This is a genomic window from Pandoraea sp. XJJ-1 (genome assembly GCF_026802345.1).
In the GTDB taxonomy this organism is placed as follows: domain Bacteria; phylum Pseudomonadota; class Gammaproteobacteria; order Burkholderiales; family Burkholderiaceae; genus Pandoraea; species Pandoraea cepalis.
The window spans coordinates 1,641,190-1,660,329 of the sequence record NZ_CP113827.1; the positions used below are offsets into that span (position 1 = coordinate 1,641,190).

19 protein-coding genes are annotated in these 19,140 nt (G+C 63.5%); 13 read left to right on the forward strand and 6 right to left on the reverse strand.

Annotated features, from left to right (window positions below; translation table 11 throughout):
* Positions 1-274: 274 nt before the first annotated feature.
* The 5 genes from ribA (at position 275) to OYT13_RS07440 (ending at position 6,410) form a co-directional block, all read left to right on the forward strand.
* Positions 275-922 carry a GTP cyclohydrolase II gene (gene ribA, locus OYT13_RS07420; RefSeq protein ID WP_017232419.1) on the forward strand — a complete coding sequence of 216 codons (648 nt, stop codon included), beginning with the start codon at positions 275-277 and terminating at the stop codon, positions 920-922.
* A 533-nt stretch (positions 923-1,455) separates the two neighbouring features.
* Entirely contained in the window at positions 1,456-1,812 is a 357-nt protein-coding gene (locus tag OYT13_RS07425) for a hypothetical protein (RefSeq protein WP_268567545.1), read from the forward strand.
* Positions 1,813-2,120: 308 nt separating this feature from the next.
* The gene (mgtA, locus tag OYT13_RS07430) at positions 2,121-4,874 is read left to right on the forward strand and encodes a magnesium-translocating P-type ATPase (RefSeq protein ID WP_268567546.1); all 2,754 of its coding nucleotides are present in this window, start codon (positions 2,121-2,123) and stop codon (positions 4,872-4,874) included.
* A 154-nt stretch (positions 4,875-5,028) separates the two neighbouring features.
* Positions 5,029-5,763, forward strand: coding sequence for a transporter (locus tag OYT13_RS07435; RefSeq protein ID WP_268567547.1), 735 nt, complete (start codon positions 5,029-5,031; stop codon positions 5,761-5,763).
* Between the two features lie 149 nt (positions 5,764-5,912).
* Positions 5,913-6,410 (forward strand): Rrf2 family transcriptional regulator, encoded by a 498-nt coding sequence (locus tag OYT13_RS07440; RefSeq protein WP_017232408.1) that lies wholly within the window; start codon positions 5,913-5,915, stop codon positions 6,408-6,410.
* A 51-nt stretch (positions 6,411-6,461) separates the two neighbouring features.
* On the opposite strand, the gene OYT13_RS07445 is transcribed toward OYT13_RS07440, so the two are convergent.
* Positions 6,462-7,868, reverse strand: a complete 1,407-nt coding sequence (locus OYT13_RS07445) for an MFS transporter (protein WP_017232407.1) — start codon at positions 7,866-7,868, stop codon at positions 6,462-6,464.
* A gap of 6 nt (positions 7,869-7,874) precedes the next feature.
* The gene (locus OYT13_RS07450) at positions 7,875-8,528 is read right to left on the reverse strand and encodes a DsbA family oxidoreductase (protein ID WP_268567548.1); all 654 of its coding nucleotides are present in this window, start codon (positions 8,526-8,528) and stop codon (positions 7,875-7,877) included.
* Between the two features lie 294 nt (positions 8,529-8,822).
* Between OYT13_RS07450 and OYT13_RS07455 the strand changes: the two genes are divergently transcribed.
* From OYT13_RS07455 to OYT13_RS07470, 4 genes are all read left to right on the forward strand, one after another.
* Complete coding sequence (locus OYT13_RS07455; protein ID WP_261938842.1) at positions 8,823-9,443, forward strand: flavin reductase family protein; 621 nt, start codon at positions 8,823-8,825, stop codon at positions 9,441-9,443.
* A gap of 197 nt (positions 9,444-9,640) precedes the next feature.
* Complete coding sequence (locus tag OYT13_RS07460) at positions 9,641-10,345, forward strand: GntR family transcriptional regulator (protein ID WP_261938841.1); 705 nt, start codon at positions 9,641-9,643, stop codon at positions 10,343-10,345.
* 58 nt (positions 10,346-10,403) lie between these two features.
* Positions 10,404-11,801: an MFS transporter gene (locus tag OYT13_RS07465; protein ID WP_017232403.1), complete on the forward strand. Its 1,398-nt coding sequence runs from the start codon at positions 10,404-10,406 to the stop codon at positions 11,799-11,801.
* A 95-nt stretch (positions 11,802-11,896) separates the two neighbouring features.
* A complete protein-coding gene (locus OYT13_RS07470; RefSeq protein ID WP_261938840.1) occupies positions 11,897-12,769 on the forward strand; it encodes an isocitrate lyase/PEP mutase family protein in 873 nt (290 codons plus the stop codon).
* A 69-nt stretch (positions 12,770-12,838) separates the two neighbouring features.
* Here the strand turns inward: OYT13_RS07470 and OYT13_RS07475 are convergent, their stop codons facing one another.
* The 3 genes from OYT13_RS07475 to OYT13_RS07485 all read right to left on the reverse strand — a co-directional run bounded on the left by OYT13_RS07475 (position 12,839) and on the right by OYT13_RS07485 (position 16,681).
* Entirely contained in the window at positions 12,839-14,185 is a 1,347-nt protein-coding gene (locus tag OYT13_RS07475) for an MFS transporter (RefSeq protein ID WP_268567549.1), read from the reverse strand.
* A 64-nt stretch (positions 14,186-14,249) separates the two neighbouring features.
* Positions 14,250-15,773 carry a bifunctional 3-(3-hydroxy-phenyl)propionate/3-hydroxycinnamic acid hydroxylase MhpA gene (gene mhpA / locus OYT13_RS07480; protein WP_268567550.1) on the reverse strand — a complete coding sequence of 508 codons (1,524 nt, stop codon included), beginning with the start codon at positions 15,771-15,773 and terminating at the stop codon, positions 14,250-14,252.
* A gap of 56 nt (positions 15,774-15,829) precedes the next feature.
* The gene (locus tag OYT13_RS07485; protein WP_261938837.1) at positions 15,830-16,681 is read right to left on the reverse strand and encodes a fumarylacetoacetate hydrolase family protein; all 852 of its coding nucleotides are present in this window, start codon (positions 16,679-16,681) and stop codon (positions 15,830-15,832) included.
* A 145-nt stretch (positions 16,682-16,826) separates the two neighbouring features.
* On the opposite strand from OYT13_RS07485, the gene OYT13_RS07490 reads away from it, so the two are divergent.
* On the forward strand, positions 16,827-17,393 hold the full coding sequence (locus tag OYT13_RS07490) for a VOC family protein (RefSeq protein WP_268567551.1): 567 nt from the start codon (positions 16,827-16,829) through the stop codon (positions 17,391-17,393).
* A 174-nt stretch (positions 17,394-17,567) separates the two neighbouring features.
* Positions 17,568-18,380 (forward strand): IclR family transcriptional regulator, encoded by an 813-nt coding sequence (locus tag OYT13_RS07495; RefSeq protein ID WP_017232397.1) that lies wholly within the window; start codon positions 17,568-17,570, stop codon positions 18,378-18,380.
* A 40-nt stretch (positions 18,381-18,420) separates the two neighbouring features.
* Here OYT13_RS07495 and OYT13_RS07500 read toward each other — a convergent pair whose 3' ends face one another.
* On the reverse strand, positions 18,421-18,585 hold the full coding sequence (locus OYT13_RS07500) for a hypothetical protein (RefSeq protein WP_268567552.1): 165 nt from the start codon (positions 18,583-18,585) through the stop codon (positions 18,421-18,423).
* Here OYT13_RS07500 and OYT13_RS25235 point away from each other — a divergent pair.
* Both OYT13_RS25235 and OYT13_RS07505 read left to right on the forward strand, forming a co-directional pair.
* Positions 18,514-18,747 (forward strand): hypothetical protein, encoded by a 234-nt coding sequence (locus OYT13_RS25235; RefSeq protein WP_442796484.1) that lies wholly within the window; start codon positions 18,514-18,516, stop codon positions 18,745-18,747. The genes OYT13_RS07500 and OYT13_RS25235 overlap by 72 nt on opposite strands.
* Positions 18,686-19,006, forward strand: a complete 321-nt coding sequence (locus tag OYT13_RS07505; protein WP_051060072.1) for an isochorismatase family cysteine hydrolase — start codon at positions 18,686-18,688, stop codon at positions 19,004-19,006. Before OYT13_RS25235 ends, OYT13_RS07505 begins: the two co-directional genes overlap by 62 nt.
* Positions 19,007-19,140: the final 134 nt, after the last annotated feature.

A 19,140-nucleotide genomic window follows, 5' to 3' on the forward strand; every position in this document is an offset into this window, starting at 1 on the left:
GCGCAATGGGGGCACGATGGTCTCGTTGGCGTCCTTGCCGGGTCGGCGCGGCGCGACACGACACGGCGCCGTAGCTGACCCAGTGCACGACGCGCCGCAGCGCGAAATACGTTAGATCGACGCTGGCCGGTTGTCAGCCGATGATCAGGCGCCGTGAAACGGTGTGTTGCATGCCGTTGCGGGCCGAAATTCGGAAATGGCGTTACACTTCTAGCGCACGCCCCGCCATCCGGTGGCGGGCGACTCCCCAATTTCGGCCTGTTTGAACGTCAACATGAAGTCCCCTGGTACTGCCTCTGCCACGCCCGCGTGCGACGCTGGCGAATGCGTCGAGCTTGTCGCAACGGCGACCCTGCCGACCCGATACGGCACCTTCATCTCTCACGCGTTTCGCGTCAAGGGCAGCGACAACGAGCACCTCGCGCTGGTCATGGGCGATGTCGGCGGCGATGCGCCCACGCTCGTGCGTCTGCACTCCGAATGCCTGACGGGGGACGTCTTCGGTTCCTATCGCTGCGATTGCGGAGAGCAACTCGATGCGGGGATGCGCAAGATTGCCGAGGAAGGGCGCGGCGTGATGCTGTACCTGCGGGGCCACGAAGGGCGCGGTATTGGCCTGAGCAACAAGATTCGCGCGTATTTGCTGCAGGAACAGGGCCGCGACACCGTCGAGGCCAATCTCGATTTGGGCTTGCCCGACGACGCCCGTGAATACGACTCGGCAGCCGCGATTCTGCGCATTCTCGGCGTGCGTTCGGTGCGCCTCATGAGCAACAATCCGAAGAAGTTCGACACGCTCGCGAAGCACGGTATCCCGGTGTGCGAGCGCGTGGCGCTCGACATCCCGATGCGCGAAGAGAACGAACGTTATATCCGCACAAAGCAGGTCAAGTTCGGACATTACTTCGAAGAGAACGAGTAAGCCCATGTCGCGCAGCGTCGCGACGCGCTTCACAATGGACACGCACATCCTGCCCGCGAGGCGGGTGTTAGTCATACGTCGGCCAAAACGCCTGATCTGTGGCGGGCCCGTCGCGCGCTTCACTTCGAAGGAAACGCCGAGCGTCATGGGCAAGTTCCCATCTGGTGTGCGGCGCAGCAATTTGTGCTTGACGTTGCAATTTGGCAGCAGTTACCATCCGCCCTGTCTTCCACTTAAGGGGTTTGTCCGTGAATTCCGATGCCAGTAGTAGTCGACCTTTGATCGACTGATTGCCTGAGGATCCACAGCCATTCCCTGTGCCGCGTCCTCATGCAGGATGCGGTGTCTAGCGCCACCGAACGCTCGTCTTGAGCGTGACCGCTCCGGCGCAATTCCCGCAGAAATTTCACTGTTGTGCCCGTGAGGGGCGTTGTCGTCTTGCGCATGCGTTTGGCATCGCAACGGAGCGCCCGCACCGGCCGGCCGTCCGTGCCGTGCGCGGTAAGGACGATTCGCAGCCATGCGAGGAAATCATGCGCGCTAGTCAAACGTTGCAAACTTTTCAGGCTTTCCAGAGCCCGCCGACGCTCCCCACCCCGGTGTCGCGTCTGACCATCGTCTGCCTGGCCGATGCCCTTGGGGCATTGCGCAAGCAGATGTTCATCGATCTCACTGCCCTCGGCCTGCGTGCCACGCGCGTCAGCATCACACGCTGGAGCGATCGCGACGAAGCCTCGGCCACCGTCACGCTCGACTGTCCGGCCGCTTCGCGCGCGTCGCTCACTTCGCTCGTCATGCGCCTGTCCGGCGAGCGCAGCGTGCGCCGCGTGTACTGGTCCGACGATGCCGCCCGACACGCGAGCGCTGGCGCCAGGTCCACACACGGCTGATTCCGTCGTCCCTGTCGCAACGGTGTTTCTTGCCAGACAGAGCGCCAGTGCCCGCCGGTGTACCGAAAATAAAAATGTAAGGAGTCCAATATGGAAGATGGAAGTAGCCGAATGAGGCCCGTCGGGACCCTGTGCTTGGCACGTAGGGTTCCGACGGGCGATCCCCAAATCTTTTCACCATCACCGACCGCGCGCCGCGCGGCGCGGCTGGATACGTTCGCGCGTTTTTTTCGGAGACATGACCTCCGGTAGCGCCTGACGAGACCGGCCGGCCGCCATACCCGCGTAAGCCGCGCCAGGAATTCGTCATGAACAAGCACCTTCACTCGCGCCGCAAGCAGCGCGGCTTCGTCGAACGCTCGACATCCTCAGACTTGCCGCCCGTCGGCCCCGACGTCGTTGCCCGACTCGCCAATGAGCCGCTGCAGGACGTCCTGCACACCCTCGACACCGACCTGAAAGGGCTCACGCTCGCCGACGTCGGTCAGCGCCAGACCCGCTACGGCCCTAACGAAATCGCGCACGACAAGCCGCCGCACTGGGCGGTGCAATTGTTCGGCGCCTTCAAGAACCCCTTCGTGATGGTCCTGCTGGCGCTCGCCACCGTCAGCTATTTCACCGACGTCTACTTCGCCGATCCGGGCGATGAAGACTACATGGGCATCTCCATCCTGCTCACGATGGTGACGATCAGCGGCCTGTTGCGCTTTTTCTCCGAGTTCCGGTCGCTGCGCGCGGCCGAGAAGCTCAAGGCGATGGTGTGCACCACGGCCAGCGTTCGCCGCCGTGTGACGGCGACGGGCGAGCCGGAGCGTCACGAGGTCGCCATGCGCGAGCTGGTGGTGGGCGACATCGTGACGCTCCAGGCGGGCGACATGATCCCGGCCGACCTGCGTTTGATCGAATCGCGCGACCTGTTCATCAGTCAGGCGGTCCTCACGGGCGAAGCGCTGCCCGTCGAGAAGTACGACACGCTGGGTGCCGTCGCGCAAAAGTCCGCCGAAACGACGGCCGGGCAGGGCAATGCGAACCTGCTCGATCTGTCCAATATCTGCTTCATGGGCACAAACGTGGTCAGCGGCACGGCCACCGGCGTGGTCGTCGCCACGGCGGGCGACACGTATTTCGGCGCGCTGGCAACGAACGTAGTGAGTCACAAGCGGGTCGAGACGAGCTTCGATCGCGGCGTGAACAGCGTGAGCTGGCTGCTCATTCGCTTCATGCTGGTGATGGTGCCGGTCGTCTTCATGATCAACGGTCTGACCAAGGGCGACTGGGTGAGCGCGCTGACGTTCGCGCTGGCCGTGGCCGTCGGTCTGACGCCGGAAATGCTGCCGATGATCGTGAGCGCCAACCTGGCGCGCGGCGCCATGGCGATGTCGCGCCGCAAGGTGGTCGTCAAGCGCCTGAACTCGGTGCAGAACTTCGGTGCCATGGACGTGCTGTGCACCGACAAGACTGGCACGCTCACGCAGGACCGCATCATTCTCGAACAACATCTCGATGTGGCGGGCGACGAGCGCGAAGACGTGTTGCGTCTGGGCTGGCTCAACAGCTATCACCAGAGTGGCCAGCGCAACCTGATCGATGTCGCGATCATCCGCCGTGCCAACGAGATCGGCGAGGCGGTGCAACCGCGCGACTTCGCCAAGATCGACGAATTGCCGTTCGACTTTGTGCGCCGGCGCCTGTCGGTGGTGGTGGCCGACGCGCACGGCGAGCACCTGATGATTACCAAGGGCGCCGTCGAGGAGATGCTGTCCGTCTCCACGCACGTGCAGACCCCCCAGGGCGTGCGCGCGCTCGACGATGCGGCTCGTGCCATCCTGCTGGCGCGCGCCGAGGCATACAACGCCGACGGGTTCCGCGTGCTCGTCGTGGCGACGCGCGACATCCCGGCAGGCGAGACGAAGACGCAGTACAAAACGTCCGACGAAGCGGGACTGACGGTCTGCGGCTTTCTGACCTTCCTCGATCCGCCCAAGGACTCGGCCGCCCCGGCCATTGCCGCACTGCGCGAGCATGGCGTGACGGTGAAGGTGCTGACCGGCGACAACCCGATCGTCACGATCAACGTGTGCCGTCAGGTCGGCCTGGAACCCGGCACGCCGCTGCTCGGCACGGACATCGAACCGATGGACGACGCCACGCTGCGCGAGGCGGTCGGTCGCACGACTGTGTTCGCCAAGCTCGCACCGCTGCACAAGGCGCGCGTGGTCAAGGCCTTGCAGGCCAACGGTCACACGGTGGGCTTCCTGGGCGACGGCATTAACGACGCCGCGGCGCTGCGCGATGCCGACGTCGGCATCTCGGTGGATACCGGTGCCGATATCGCCAAGGAAACCGCCGATATCATCCTGCTCGAAAAGAGCCTGATGGTGCTGGAGGAGGGCGTCATCAAGGGCCGCGAGACCTTCGGCAACATCCTCAAGTACCTGAACATGACGGCCAGCTCGAACTTCGGCAACGTGTTCTCGGTGCTGGTGGCGAGCGCATTCCTGCCGTGGCAGCCGATGCTCGCGATGCAATTGCTCGTGCAGAACCTTGTGTACGACATCTCGCAAATGTTCCTGCCATGGGATCGCATGGATCCGGAATTCCTCAAGAAGCCGCGCAAGTGGGACGCGGGCAACATCCGGCGCTTCATGCTGTGGCTCGGACCGACCTCGTCGGTGTTCGATATCACGACCTATGCGCTGATGTGGACGGTGTTCGGTGCGGGCGCGCTGTATCACGCGCATGGCGGCGATGCGGGGCAGGTCATCATGAACTCGGGCTGGTTCGTCGAAGGGTTGGTGTCGCAGACGCTGGTCGTTCACTTGCTGCGCACGCAGAAGATCCCGTTCCTGCAAAGCACGCCGGCGCTGCCGATCATGCTGTCGACGACGGTGGCGATCGCGCTGGCCTGCTGGCTGCCTTACTCGCCCTTTGCCGAAGCGCTGGGCTTCGTGGCCCTGCCGGGGACGTACTTCTACTGGCTCGCCGCGACCATGCTCGGCTACATCGCTCTCGCCCAAGTGGTGAAGACGATCTACATCCGCCGCTTTGGCCGCTGGTTCTGATCGGGTATCGGCCGTGTCAGCCGAGACGGCCGAATCATTACCGCCATTGATTTCATACAACGCTCCCGCCCGGCCGGGCGGGAGCCGACAATCACACACGCCCGCCCCGCCGCTCGCCGCGCCGGGGCGGCACCCGTAAGCAAGAGAACGACTCATGAAGAAGCAACTGATGTCTCTGGCGCTGCTCTGTCCGCTCAGCGCCTTCGCCGCCCATCCGCTGGTGTCCGACGATACCGGCACGCAGGGCGACGGCAACTGGCAGTTCGAGACGAATGGCGAAGTGACGTCGAAGCAGCCGGAAATCGGCCGCCAGACGCTCTGGAACAGCACGCTCACCCGAGGGGTGGGAGAGGCGCTCGATCTGTATGTCGACGTGCCCTATACGCACCTTCAAAACCGCTCGGACGCCGCCGGCAATGGTGTTGGCGATGTGGAGACGGGCGCCAAGTGGCGGATGTACGACGACGGGGCGTTCAGCATCGGCCTCAAGCCGTACCTGAGCTTTCCGACGGGCAACGACCAGCGCGGGCTTGGCAGCGGTCGGGTGAACGCCGGCGCGACGTTGCTCACGCAATACGAAATCGACAAATGGACGTTTCTGTTCAACGCCGGGGCCGCTTATCAGCCGAACCGCCAAGGCGATCGCCAGTCATTGTGGAAGGTTTCCGGGGCGGTGCTGTATCGCGTGTTGCCGACAACGCAGCTTATTCTGGATGTGGGCACTTCGCAGAACCCCGACTTCACGCGGCGGACGCACCCGGCGTTCATGATTCTCGGTGCGATCTACAGCCCGAAGTCGTGGCTGGATCTGGACGTCGGCTATCGACGCGGCCTCAATCCGCAGACGTATGACTATTCCTGGATGGGCGGGATGACCGTGCGCTGGTAAGGCGATCCCTTGGCGAGTCGAGGCATACCGGCGGCGCATGGCTTCGGCGCAGCATAAGATGCCTATGAAAGCCATGTTAAACTGGTTCGCGATAGTTGCAGGCGGCACCCGGTGCCGCCTGCCCCGTTCCTGCAGCGCTTCCCCGTCGAATGCGACTCACCGACCACACCGATTACAGTTTGCGCACTCTGATCTACGTCGCGGTTCACCCCGACGAGTTGGTGCACGTGCAGGCCGTGGCCGATGCGTTCGACATCCCCAAGAACCACCTCGTGAAGATCGTGCAGAAGCTCGGCCAACTGGGCTACTTGCACACGGTGCGCGGGCGCTCGGGCGGGATTCGACTGGGACGCGCACCGGAGCGCATCGGGCTTGGCGAAGTGGTGCGGGCGATGGAGCCCGACTTCGCGATGGTCGAGTGCTTCCACCAAGGCGATAACGCCTGTGTCATCACGTCGGCGTGCAACCTGCGCGGCGTGCTGGGCGAGGCGTTGCGCACCTATTTTGCGGTGCTCGACCGCTACACGTTGGCCGATCTGGTCGGCCAACCCACCGAGTTGCGTCGCTTGCTCGGGGATGCGGTGGCCGCGGTGATCCCGGTGGCGGACATCAAGGTCAAACGACGCGTCACCGAATCGTCCTCCTGAATCGCCTAGGGGGAACACGTCGGTTCCCTGGCGTGTTTCTCCTGTGCGCGATCAAGCCCGACTGCGCACCAAGCGCAGGCCGCTCGCAAGACAGCCTGCGGCCGAGAACGCCGCACCCCACGCCAACGCCCACAACGAACCTTGGGCGCCTGCGATGCCCAACGCCAGGGCCACGAGTGCAGCGCCCGTCGCTTGCCCCAGCAGTCGCGACGTTCCCACCATGCCGCTTGCCCCGCCACTGCGCTCCGGCGGTGCGCTGTGCATGAACGCCTTCAGATTCGGCGACTGGAAGAAACCAAACCCCAGACCGCACAACGCCATCCGCCAGCCGATATCCCACAGCTGCGCGTGTTCGGGCATGATCGCCAGCAACCCCATGCCCGCGCTCAGCATCGCCAGGCCAATCGCGCCCAGCGCGCCGGGCGGATAACGGTCGGACAGGCGTCCCGCCAAGGGCGCAATCGCGGCCACGAAAAACGGCCATGGCGTCATCAGAAAACCTGTCTCGATAGGACTGCGATGCAGCACGTTCTCGAAATAGAACGGTAACGACACGAGTCCCAGCCCCTGCGTCGCAAACGCGCAGATGGCCGTGAGCGTAGAGAGCGCGAAGGCGGGCAGACGCAGCAAGTCGACTGGCAGCATCGGCGCGCGATGGCCACGCTCACGGCGAATCAAGGCCCAGCCAAACACAATCGCGCCCACGAAGCACGTCACCGTCAGACGCCAATCGGCCCGTTGTGCACTTTGACTCAGCGCGAAGATCAGCAGCGCAAACGTCGCCACATTGAGCAATGCGGCAATCATGTCTGGCTTGTGCGCGCTGCGCGGTGTGTCGGGCAGGTTGCGGCGCGAGAACGCCAGCGCCAGCAACGCCGTCGGCACGTTGATCAGGAACAGCCACGGCCAGCTCCCGAACGCGAGGACGAGCGACGCCAACGTTGGCCCGATGGCGAACGAAATACCGACGATCAGCGCGTTCAGGCCCACACCGCGCCCAAGTTGATGCGCCGGATACAGGAACCGGATAAGCGCGATGTTCACGCTCATGACCGCAGCGGCCCCCACGCCCTGCAAGACGCGAGCGCCTGCGAGAAAGCCGAGCGTCGGCGACAGGGCGCACAGCAGCGACGCCACGAGAAACACCGCCACACCCGACATGAAGACGCGTTTGTGCCCGACGCGCTCGCCGAGCGAAGCGAACGGAAGCAGGGTCGCCACCATCGCCAATTGGTACGCGTTCACGATCCAGACCGATGCCGACGGCGTCGTTTTCAGATCGAGTGCCATCTGCGGCAGGGCCGTGTTGGCGATCGCCGTGTCGAGACTGGCGAGCGAGACGGCGAGCAGAATCGCCGTCATGGCGAGTCCGCGCCCGGTGGCGGGCGGCTCGTGCGTGTGCGCCGCCGCTGGGGCGCTGGCCGCCGCGGTATCGGCGATCGGGGGCAGGGACGACATGACGGATCAGCCCTCGGCCAGAATCTGACGAATGGCCTGTTCGAACACTTCCGGCGGTTGTCCGCCGCTCACGAGATGCCGGTTGTTGAAGATGATCGCCGGCACCGACTGGATGCCGAGATTCTGGTAGTGGCGCTCAAGCGCGCGCACCTGCTCCGCATACTCGTCGGAGGCGAGAATCTCGCGCGCACGCGCCGTGTCGAGGCCGGCTTGCCGCGCGGCGTCGACGAGCACTTCCGGGTCGCTCGTGCGCTTGCCCTCGACGAAGTAGGCGCGCAACAGCGCTTCCTTCAGGGCGAGCTGCGTGTCGTTGTCGACGGTCTGTGCCCAGTGCAGCAGACGATGCGCGTCGAACGTGTTGTAGGCGTGCGTGCGCAGGTCCATGCGCATCGGGAACCCTTCGGCCGCCGCCCGCGCGCCAATGTTGGCCTGATCCTGTGCCAACTGTTCCGGCGACAGGCCGTACTTGCGCGACATGTAATCGGCGAGCGGAACGCCGTCGACCGGCATGTCGGGATTGAGTTCGAAGGGGCTGAAATGTAGGTCGGCGTCGACCTCGTTGCCCAGACGGCCGAGGGCCGTCTTCAATGAGGCGAGGCCGATGGCGCACCAGGGACAGGCGACATCGGAGACAAAATCGATCTTGAGTGTGGCGGGCATGGTCTGTCTGCGCGGTGGTAGCGCGTGCAATGAAAAACGCGTCGCCTTGCGCGACGCAACACGGGCAATCGTCGCATAAATCGGTGAATCTCGCCGGAGACCGCCCGGGCGGCGCCGCAAGCCTTTATTCATGCGGCATTCGGGGCGTAGGTGAGGCGGTTGCCTGAAGCGTGGAGTGTTTTGACTGTCGGAATGATTGTTTCGCCTGGTGAATGTTTGGATGGCTGTTGACCTGCGGTCTGTGGCAATGCGATATCGTGTGGGACATTCATTCACGTGGATCTTCACTGCCTCATGTCCAACGACGTTCACTTCTATGACCCGGCCAAGGGTCACGGTCTGTCTCACGATCCGTTCAAGGCGATTGTCGCGCCGCGCGTCATCGGCTGGATCTCCAGCAGCGACGCGCACGGCCGGGTCAACCTCGCGCCCTACAGCTTCTTCGGCGCTTTTGCGACGTTCCCGCCGATCGTCGGGTTCTGCAGCGAGGGCTACAAAGACTCGATTGCCAACATCGAAGCCACGCGTGAGTTCGTCTGGAATTTCACGAGCAAGTCGCTCGTCACGCAGATGAACCGGACGTCGGCCCCCGTGCCGCACGACGTCGACGAGTTCGAACTGGCAGGGCTGACGAAGGCCGCCGGCGTCAATGTGGACGTACCGCATGTGGCCGAGTCGCCCGCCTCGCTCGAATGCAAGTTGCTGCAGATCGTGCGCCTGCACAATCTCGACGGCAAGCCGATGGACAACTGGCTCGCCCTGGGGCAGGTCGTCGGCGTGCACATCCGCCGCGAGTATCTGCGCGAAGACGGCATCTTCGATACGGCGAAGGCGCATCCGGTGATGCGCGCGGGTTATCTCGGCGACTATGCAGAGATCGGACCGATGTTCGATTTGCGTCGCCCAAAGGGCTGAACGGCGTCGCCATCGCGTGCCGCCGCGTCCGCAGCGGCGCGGGAACCTGAAAAGGGCGCAGCGAAGCCATCGTTGTCGCCCCGTGGGCCTGTCTAGGGGGAATTACCGATCCAGCGATTCGCAACATTGCATACAATGTTTACAAAATTCGCCTGATGTTAGCGGGCAATCTCGTAAATATTAAAACATTGCATACAATGTCGTCTACGCCGCTCACCCTGTCCTCGGCCGATGTCTACCTGGCCATCAAGACCTCGCTGGCCGAACATGAGTACGCCGCGGGGCAGTATCTGCGTGAGACCCAACTGGCGGAGCGCTTCGGCGTGAGCCGCACGCCGGTGCGCGAGGCCTTGCGCCGGCTTGATGCGGAGGGCTGGGTCGAAGCGGTGCCCAACTATGGCGTACGTGTGCGGGCGTGGACCGAGCAGGACGCGCGCGAGATTTTCGAGGCTCGGTTGCTGATCGAGCCGTATCTGGCGGGGCGTGCGGCGCAACGGGCGACCGACGACGATGTCGCGCGGCTGCGCGAACTGGCCGTGACGATGTTCGACATTGCGCGCGAGCCGCCGACGGCGGCGCTGACCGAACGCTGGTTTGCGCTTAACGATGCCTTCCACGCGATCATCAGCGGCGGCGCTGGCAACGGCCGCCTCGACCGCTCTCTCAAATCGATGAAAGAGACGCCACTCGTCAAGTGGACGTTCGACACCTACAACCCCGAAGACCGCGAGCGCAGCGCACGACAGCACCTCGAAATTGTCGACGCGTTCGCACAGCGCAACGGCGTCTGGGCCGAGGCGATCGTGCGCTGCCATATCGCGGCGGCGCAGAGCGTGGTGCTGGGCCGTGCATCACGCACGCCGGCGGGCGACACCGTCGCGCCCGCGTTGGCAGGGGATTAGCCGGTTCCATCAGCAGTACCTGAAAACATCACGTCGATAACGACGGAGGAGACAGCGCATGTTGAGTTCGATAAACGCGGGGCCCCGGCTGGACCGGCTGCCCATTTCTGGGTTCCATCGCCGGATCCTGTGGCTGATCGGGGGCGGCATGTTCCTCGATTCGTTCGACATCTATCTGGCTGGCGGCGTGCTGGGGGCCCTGGCCAAGAGCGGATGGTCGACGATGCAGCTCAACGCCACGTTTCTGTCGGCGACCTTCGTCGGCATGCTGCTCGGCGCGTTGACGGCGGGTGTGCTGGGTGACCGCAAGGGACGCAAGTTCACCTATCAGTTCAACCTGGCGATCTTTGGTCTGGCGTCGCTCGCCGGTGCATTCGCGCCCAACATGACGTGGCTGATCGTCTGTCGCTTCTTCATGGGGCTTGGGCTTGGCGCTGAGATCGTGGTTGGCTACGGCTCGCTCGGTGAATTCGTGCCGCCCGCGGTGCGCGGCAAGTGGTCGGCCTACCTGTCGCTGATCACGAATTCGGCGTTGTTCTTCTCGACGTTCCTCGGTTATCTGATCATTCCCTCGATGGGCTGGCGCGCGATGTTCGCGATCGTGGGCGTGGGCGCGTTGGTCATGTGGTTCGTGCGCGCCAAGATGCCCGAGTCGCCGCGCTGGCTGGAATCGAAGGGACGTTTCGACGAGGCCGACGCGATCCTGCGTGCGGCCGAAGCCGAGTCCGCGCGCGGCGGCGTATTGCCCCCGGTGCGCCAGATGCCACCGGTCGTCACGCGACCCACCACGCTGCTGGACTTGTTTACACCTTCGCAGATTCGTCGAACGGTGGTGGCGATCTGCGTGCAGATCGGTGTCAACGTGGTGATCTACGGTTTCATTGTCTGGGTGCCGACGTTCCTGATGAAGCAGGGGATCGGCATGGCGTCGTCGCTCGGCTACACCACGTTGATGTCGCTCGGCGGTCCGGCGGGCGCGCTGGTGGGCGTGCTCGTGGCCGACCGGATCGGTCGCAAGAACGGCATGATCGCGGTGTCGGCACTCGCGGCGGTGGTGGGATGGGCCTATGGCCACTCGAGCAGCGTGGAGATGGCGACCGCGCTCGGCTTCCTGCTGTTCACGCTGACCTATCTGATGGTCGCGCTCGGCATTGCAACCTATTGCCCCGAACTGTTCGCGACGGAGAACCGCATGCGCGGCAATGGTGTGGCGGGCTGTGCCGGCCGGATCGCCGGGATTCTCGCGCCGCAGATGGTCGTCGCACTCTACGCGTCCGGCGGCATCCAGCAGGTTCTCACGACGATTGCGTGCGTGCTGGCGGCCATGTCGATCGTGCTTGCGCTGTTCGGTATCGAGACCAACCGCCGCTCGTTGGAGGACATCGCACCGAACGCGGGCGGGCTTGGAACGGCCGGTCTCGGCGAGTCGGAATTCTCCGGGAAATCGCAACGCTGACGTCTGGCGCAATACGGCGTCCGGATTCGAAACGACGCGTGGGTCGAGCGCCCCGCGCGTCGGAAATCTTGCTTCACCGACTTATTGGAATTGTGATGAACGCCCAAGAAAAACGTAGTCAACTCAAAGCGAAACTGGCTCGGCAAGACATTGTGGTCGCGCCGGGGATTTACGACATGATCTCGGTCGCCATGGCTGACGCGATGCAGTTCGACTGCCTCTACATGACCGGTTTCGGTACGGTGGCCTCGTATCTGGGCGTGCCCGATGCCGGCCTGGCAACCTATACCGACATGGTCAATCGTGTGACGGCGTTCTGCGGCAACAGCCGCACGCCGTTGATCTGCGATGGCGACACCGGTTACGGTGGACTGCTCAATGTCATGCACACAGTGCGTGGCTACGAGCGGGCGGGGGCGGCAGGGATTCAGCTTGAAGACCAGGAATTTCCGAAGAAGTGCGGCCACACGCCGGGTCGCCGCGTGATTCCGGCCGGCGATATGGTCAAGAAGATCCAGGTCGCGGCGCAGACGCGCGACGACGCGAACTTCCAGATCGTGGCGCGTACCGATGCCCGCACGTCGCTCGGATTGGACGAGGCATTGCGCCGGGGCGAGGCCTATGTGAAGGCGGGCGCCGATGTCCTGTTCATCGAGTCGCCCGAGAGCGTGGAGGAGCTGGAGACGATCGGCAAATCCTTCGATGTGCCGTTGCTGTGCAATATCGTCGAGGGCGGACGCACACCACAGTTGGCGCCGGCGCAATTGCAGTCGCTCGGGTTCTCCATCGCGATCTATCCGGCGACGGGCTTCCTTGCCGCCGCGCGCGCCCTTGAGCACGCGTACGCGCAGATCAAGGCCGGCAAGGGCACGATGAGCATCGACAACGCCCTGTATCCGTTCTCGCAAATGTGCGAGTTGATGGGCTTCCCCGAAGTGTGGGCGTTCGATCGGGCTCACGCGGACTGAGCGAGTGCAGGCGGCGAAAGGCACAATCAGTGACTTTCGCCGTACACGTGGCGGTGCGGCGGTGCAGGTTCAGCGCGATGGTTCGGCGCCGCGCCGGTCCGTCGGCAATGCGCGTGGCGATGTCGATTGGCTGGCGGGCAGGGCAAAGCTCGCGAGCAACGCGATCGCGCAGGCGCCGATCACGAAGTACGCCGGTGCGGCCAGTGAGCCGGTCTCGCGGATCAGCATGGTCGCCAGCAACGGCGCGAAACCGCTGAAGACGAGGACGGAGGCGTTATACGAAAGTGCGATGCCGCTGAACCTCACCTGCACCGGGAACTGATCGGCAAGCACGGACGCCCACGTACCGCTGGCGAGCGAGAAGACCACTCCCGCGAGGATGAACAGGGTCACCAGATTCACGGTGTGGCCGACCAGCGCGTAATAGAACGGGTAACTCAATACCACCAGCAACGACGCCGACGCACGCAGAAGATACCGGCGCGGCACCTTGTCGCCAAGCCAGCCCGCGGCGAGCAGGCCAAACGAACTGACGATCAGATAGGCGTTCTGGGCGATCGCCGCCGTCCGGGGCGCATAGTGAAGTTGTTGCACGAGGTAAGCCGGCATGTGTCCGTACAGGATGCCATTGACACCGGCCATGACCGCGATCGTAAGCGCGGCAGCGGCGACCGATTTACCGTGGTGCCGAAGCGTTTCGCGAAACGGTTGCTTGATGACGGCCCCTTGCATCTTCTTGAACTCCGGCGACTCGTCGAGGTTGCGTCGCATCCAGTACGACACGATGCCGCACAGGCCGCCGAACAAAAAGGCGACGCGCCAGCCATACGCCGCGGCATCCGCGCTCGACAGGGAACTCTGGATGACGAGATTGACGATGGTCGCAAGCAACACGCCCACGTTCACCGCGCAGATGATGACGCCGGCAGCCAGGCCGGCGCGATGCGGCGCGGCTTCCACGGCGTACGTAATGGCGCCGGGCATTTCCCCGCCGACACAGAACCCCTGAAGCATGCGCAGGACGATCAGCAGGATCGACGCGGTGATCCCCCAGTGCGCATAGTTCGGCAGCAGACCCAGGCAAATCGTCGCGGTGGTCACGACAACGATGGAGCCGAGAAAGACCGGCCGGCGGCCATAACGATCTCCCCAGCTACTCAGCACGATGCCGCCGAGCGGTCGAATCACATAGCCGATGGCCAGCACGGAGTAGGCGGCGAGCATGCTCAACAGCGCCGACGCGTTCGGAAAGAACTGCGCGGCGATGTACTGCGCAAAAAAGCCGTACACAATGAAGTCGTAAAACTCCAGTGAGCCGCCCAGGCTCGCGATGAGGATCATCTTCCATTGGGACCGTGTCAGGCCGGCGGAGGGTGAGCGGCCAAGTTCGCCGACAGGGTTGCGGGTTGTCTCCATGACGTCTCCAGAAAGGGTTGGCTTCTTTGTCCAACGAGGGGTGTGCGTGCGCGATGGCGGCCGATCAGGCGTTTGCCGTGCGCCGATGAGTCAGTGTCTCTTCAAACAGTTGTGCCAGGGCATGCCTGTCAGGCGCGACACCGAATACGTAGCGGTCCGGGCGCACCAATTGGGCGACGGCGCCGGTTGACCGGAACCACTCGCGGATCGAGGCTTCGTCGCTTGCGATCAGTTCGACATCCGCGCGGGCCGCCTGATCCGGCAGATCCGGGCACTCGCTGAGCAGCTCCGGTAAGGCAACCAGTGCGAATCGGTAGCCGACGACGTCGTCAAGCCGCCGTCCGTCGTTCAGGCGAGGCTGCGGGGCAATCTGTCCCGCAGTGCCCGAGGGGTCGTCCACCCACTCCCCCGGCCCAAGCTTTGGTTGCGGCGTGACGAAATTGCGGATCGCTGCGGCCATCTCGTCGTCGCGAGCGTTCGCAAGCTCAGGATGAGTGGTCTGAATGACCGCGCCGAGCTGGACGGCGGTCTCGATGAATTCGCGTACGTGCGGCGAGCGTTCCGATTCATAGGTATCGAGAAGCGTGTCGCAGGCTTCACCGCGAAGCACGGCCCCCAATTTCCATGCGAGATTCGACGCGTCACGAATGCCGGCGGCCATGCCTTGGCCCATGAAGGGCGGCGTTTGATGCGCGGCGTCTCCCGCCAGAAGCAACCGGCCACGACGCCACCCGTTGGCAACGACGGAGTGAAACGTGTAGACGGCTGAGCGCTCGAGCCGTGCATCGGCCGGCGAGATCCAGCGAGCGAGCTTGTCCCACAGCCATTCCGGGGTCGTGAGTTGCGTCGAATCGTCGCCAGGCATCACCATGATTTCCCAACGACGACGGTTGCCCGGGCCTCGCGTATAAGTGGTCGGCCGCGCCGGATCGCAATACTGAATCGAGACGTCGCCCAGTTCAGGCCGTGGCGCATTGAGCATCACGTCTACCACGACCCAGCGTTCGTGCGATTTCAGATCCGTCAGCTCGGTGCCCATGAAGCGCCGCGCAATGGAGCGCGCGCCGTCGCACCCGACGACATATCGTGCGGTGGCGCGTCCCAGTTTGCCGCAACGCGTGTCCTCGAAGCGGACTTGAACGCCGTCGGCTGTCTCATCGAGGGAAAACACCTCATGACGCAGACGGACTTCAACGTTGGGTTGCTGCGCGAGGCGCTCGCGCAATGCATTCTCCAGATCGGGCTGGTGGAATTTGTAGCTGGCACACCAGCCGTGAGGGCCAATGTGGGTCGGACGTGGCCAGTCGATCAGCAATTGGCCTTGCGCGTTCACGAACTTCATTCCCGGGCCCACGAACAGGTTGGGGAGCAGCGCATCCGCAATCCCGATCGTCTGGAACACGCGCATGCATTCGCCATCGAAATGCACCGCGCGGGGCAGCGCAAAGATGTCTTTGTCGCGCTCCAGCACCAGCACCCGCAACCCCTGGATCGCAAGCAGATTACCCAATGTGGCGCCGGTGGGGCCGAGGCCGATGATCGCGACGTCGTAGTCGCATGTAGGCGTTGGAATAGTTTGATTTGACATGTTCGTTTCCCGCTGTTCAGACACCGGGCGCGGCGTGCCGCACCCGGCCACGACCTTTACGCTTCGTCGGCAATCGAATTGCGCAGCACGCCAATGCGATCCACTTCCACTTCGACCACGTCGCCCGGCTTCATGAACAGCGGCGGGTTACGTTTTGCACCCACGCCGCCCGGCGTGCCGGTCACGATCACGTCGCCGGCGAAAAGCGGTGTGAACGTCGAGAGATAGGCAATCTGCTTGGCGATACCGTGGATGAGCATCTCCGTGGTTGCCCGCTGCACCTCCTGCCCATTCAGACGGGTGACGAGCGTCATCAGCGCGTTTGGCGTGATCTCGTCGCGCGTGACCATCCACGGCCCGAACGCGCCGGTGCGATAGAAGTTCTTGCCCGGCCCCCACTGCGTCGTGTGACGCTGCCAGTCACGCACGGAGCCGTCGTTGTAGCAGGCGTAGCCCGCGATGTGCTGCCAGGCGTCGGCTTCGGCGATGCGCCGTCCGCCGCGGCCGATGATGACCGCGATCTCGCCCTCGTAGTCGAACTGCTGAGACTCGGGCGGGCGCAGCATCGGCCGAGCGTGGCCGACCTGGGAGGCGGGTAGCCGCATGAAAATCACGGGCTGTTCGGTCACTTCGCGATGCGTTTCCTTGACGTGCTCGGCGTAATTCAGGCCGACGCAGAAGATCTGCTCAGGATTGGGGATGACCGGCAGCAGCGCCACGTCTGCGAGCGCGTAGTCGGCCTGCGCGCCCTCGATGGCCTGAGCCGCTTCCCTGAAGGCGTCGGCGGCAATCAGCGCCTTGAGGTCCGCGAAGCGCCCATCAAGGCGCTTGCCCAGGTCGAAGATGACGTCGTCGCGAACCACGCCGAACGAAGGACCCTGAGAGGTGGAGAAGCTGACGAGTTTCATTGATGCTCCGATGATAAATAACGGTAGTTTTGATCCGCACACCGCCGTAAAAAAGTAGTGTGTTTATCGTATTTTGAGAATAAACTAGATTTAACGAATGACACAACGTGTTTTTCGTTAGGGTTTATCACTATCGGAGACAGGCATGGAAGGGATGAAGCAGAAGCGGCAGGGTCTCTCGTTGAGCCACATGGGGTTCTATGTGAACGACATGGCGCGGGTCGAGGATTTCTATTCGCGGGTGTTGGAGTTCACCGTGACGGATCGTGGCAAGTTGCAGACGCCGAGTGGCGAAGTGCGCTTGGTATTTCTGAGTCGCGATCCGGCGGTACACCACCAGATCGTGCTTGCGAGCGGGCGCCCGGTGCATCTGGCGTTCAATCCGATCAACCAGATTTCGCTGGAGGCGGACAGTCTTGCCACGCTCAGGCAGTTCCACCAAAAGTTTGTGGCGGAGGGGCTCGACGAGATCCGCCCCGTGACCCACGGTAATGCGGTGTCGATCTATGCACGAGATCCGGAGGGCAACCGGCTGGAACTGTTCATCGATACGCCGTGGTACGTTGACCAGCCGATGCGTGTGCCGGTCGACTTTGACCGGCCGGACGCCGAACTGATGGCGGATGTCGAGCGCCATGCGCGCACCCTGCCTGGTTTCCGGCCTCGAAGCGTCTGGCAGGCGGAGATGGCGGAACGCATGGGGCTTGTGTGATCAGGTGACGAAAAGCAAGGGGCAATGCGTCGTCGCTTGAATCGGGGTCGGGCTTCGCGTGATGCTGCGGGGAGTGTCCGACCCTCGCGCGCGCTTTGCATGTGCAAATGGGCCGACCAGGCGGCCGCTCGCTCTGGCTATAATTCACGCACGTCCACAGGGTTCACTGTCCAGATGTCGAGCATTACGAGAGTCTTATCCATCCTCGATCTTTTTTCCGAGGACAAGCTATTCCTGTCCGCCGAAGACGTTGGCGCCGAACTCGATTGCTCGATTCCGACGGCTTACCGCTATGTGCGAGAGCTGGTCGACGCGGGCTTGCTCGTGCGGTTTGCGGGAGGGGACTATGGGCTTGGGCCTCGCATCATCAAGCTCGACTATCACTTGCGCGTGTCCGATCCGCTGCTTGCCGTCGGCCGGCCGATCATGCGCGAGCTGAGCGAGCATTCGGGCTTCGACACCGTGATGTCTCGGTGGTACGGGAACGAGCTTGTCGACACCCATCGAGAGACGCACGACGCATCGCTTGACCTCCGATACGGCCGCGGGCGTCCACGTCCGCTTTTTCTCGGTGCCGCGTCGAAGGCGATCCTGTCGACCTTCCCCAAGGCCAAGCTCGCGGGGTTGTTCGAGCAATATGCCGAGGACATCGCGCAGAGCGGACTCGGTACGACGCTCGAGGACTTCCGCGGATCGCTGCTCAGGATTCGGCGCGCGGGCTTTTATCTCTCGAAAGACGAACTCGAAGTCGGGATTTCGGCGCTGGCGTCGCCGCTGTTTACCGACGACTCAGGGGAGGCGGTCGGCGCGCTCGCGGTGATCGTGCCGACGCCGCGTCTGCAGTTCGCCAATCTCGACCGGCTCGTTGAATCGATCAAGGAGGCCGCGTCGCGGATTTCACAGCGCACGCGGGATGTCATCGAGAGCCGTCAGACCGGCGCCGTGGCCTCATCGCAGCGTGGGGCGCGTCCGAGACGATCCGCATAGTCGGACTTCGCCGCTCATGGCCGAGCGATGCCTGAGAAAATCATCCCCACGCCAGGGATGCGATCTTGTCGGCGCCGCGCTTAACATCATCGACCTGCAGAACGGCTTTGTCGCCCCAGGCTTTCCCGGCGAATTGCCGATGGCGCGCGAGATCGTGCCGAATGTGAGTCGGCTCGCGAGCGCGCTGCGTGAGGCGGGTGGTCATGTGTATTGGATTCGTCACACGCAGGTCGTGCCAGGCGAAGCGCCGTGGCAGCGCTTCGACGAATTCGGCGCGGGATGGGGGGGCGAGTCTGGGCGAGACCTTGGTCGACGGACATCCCGGACACGCGTTGTATCCGCCGCTCGACGTTCGCGATGCGGATGAGATGGTCGACAAGACGCGGTTCAGCGCTTTTATCCAAGGCTCGTCCGACCTGCATCAACGCCTTGCCGCGCGCGGCATCGACACCGTGATCGTGACTGGCACGGTGACGAACGTCGGCTGCGAATCGACTGCCCGCGATGCGATGATGCACGATTACAAGGTCTCGATATTCTCCGAATGTTGTCGCTCCCCGAGCCTGCAACAGGGAGAACGCTCGTGGGGCGGTTTGCGCAGCAATAGCGGGAGCGGATACGACTAGGGAGATCTGAAGTTGTCGGAGTTCCTGCGGGTGGCGGTTGTAGATTCGGAGTTTGCTGAGATTTCGAATTCGGTGTTGCTGCGATGATGGGTTCGGCTCGTCAACGGGTGTCTTGTCGTGGATTTCCGTCCATA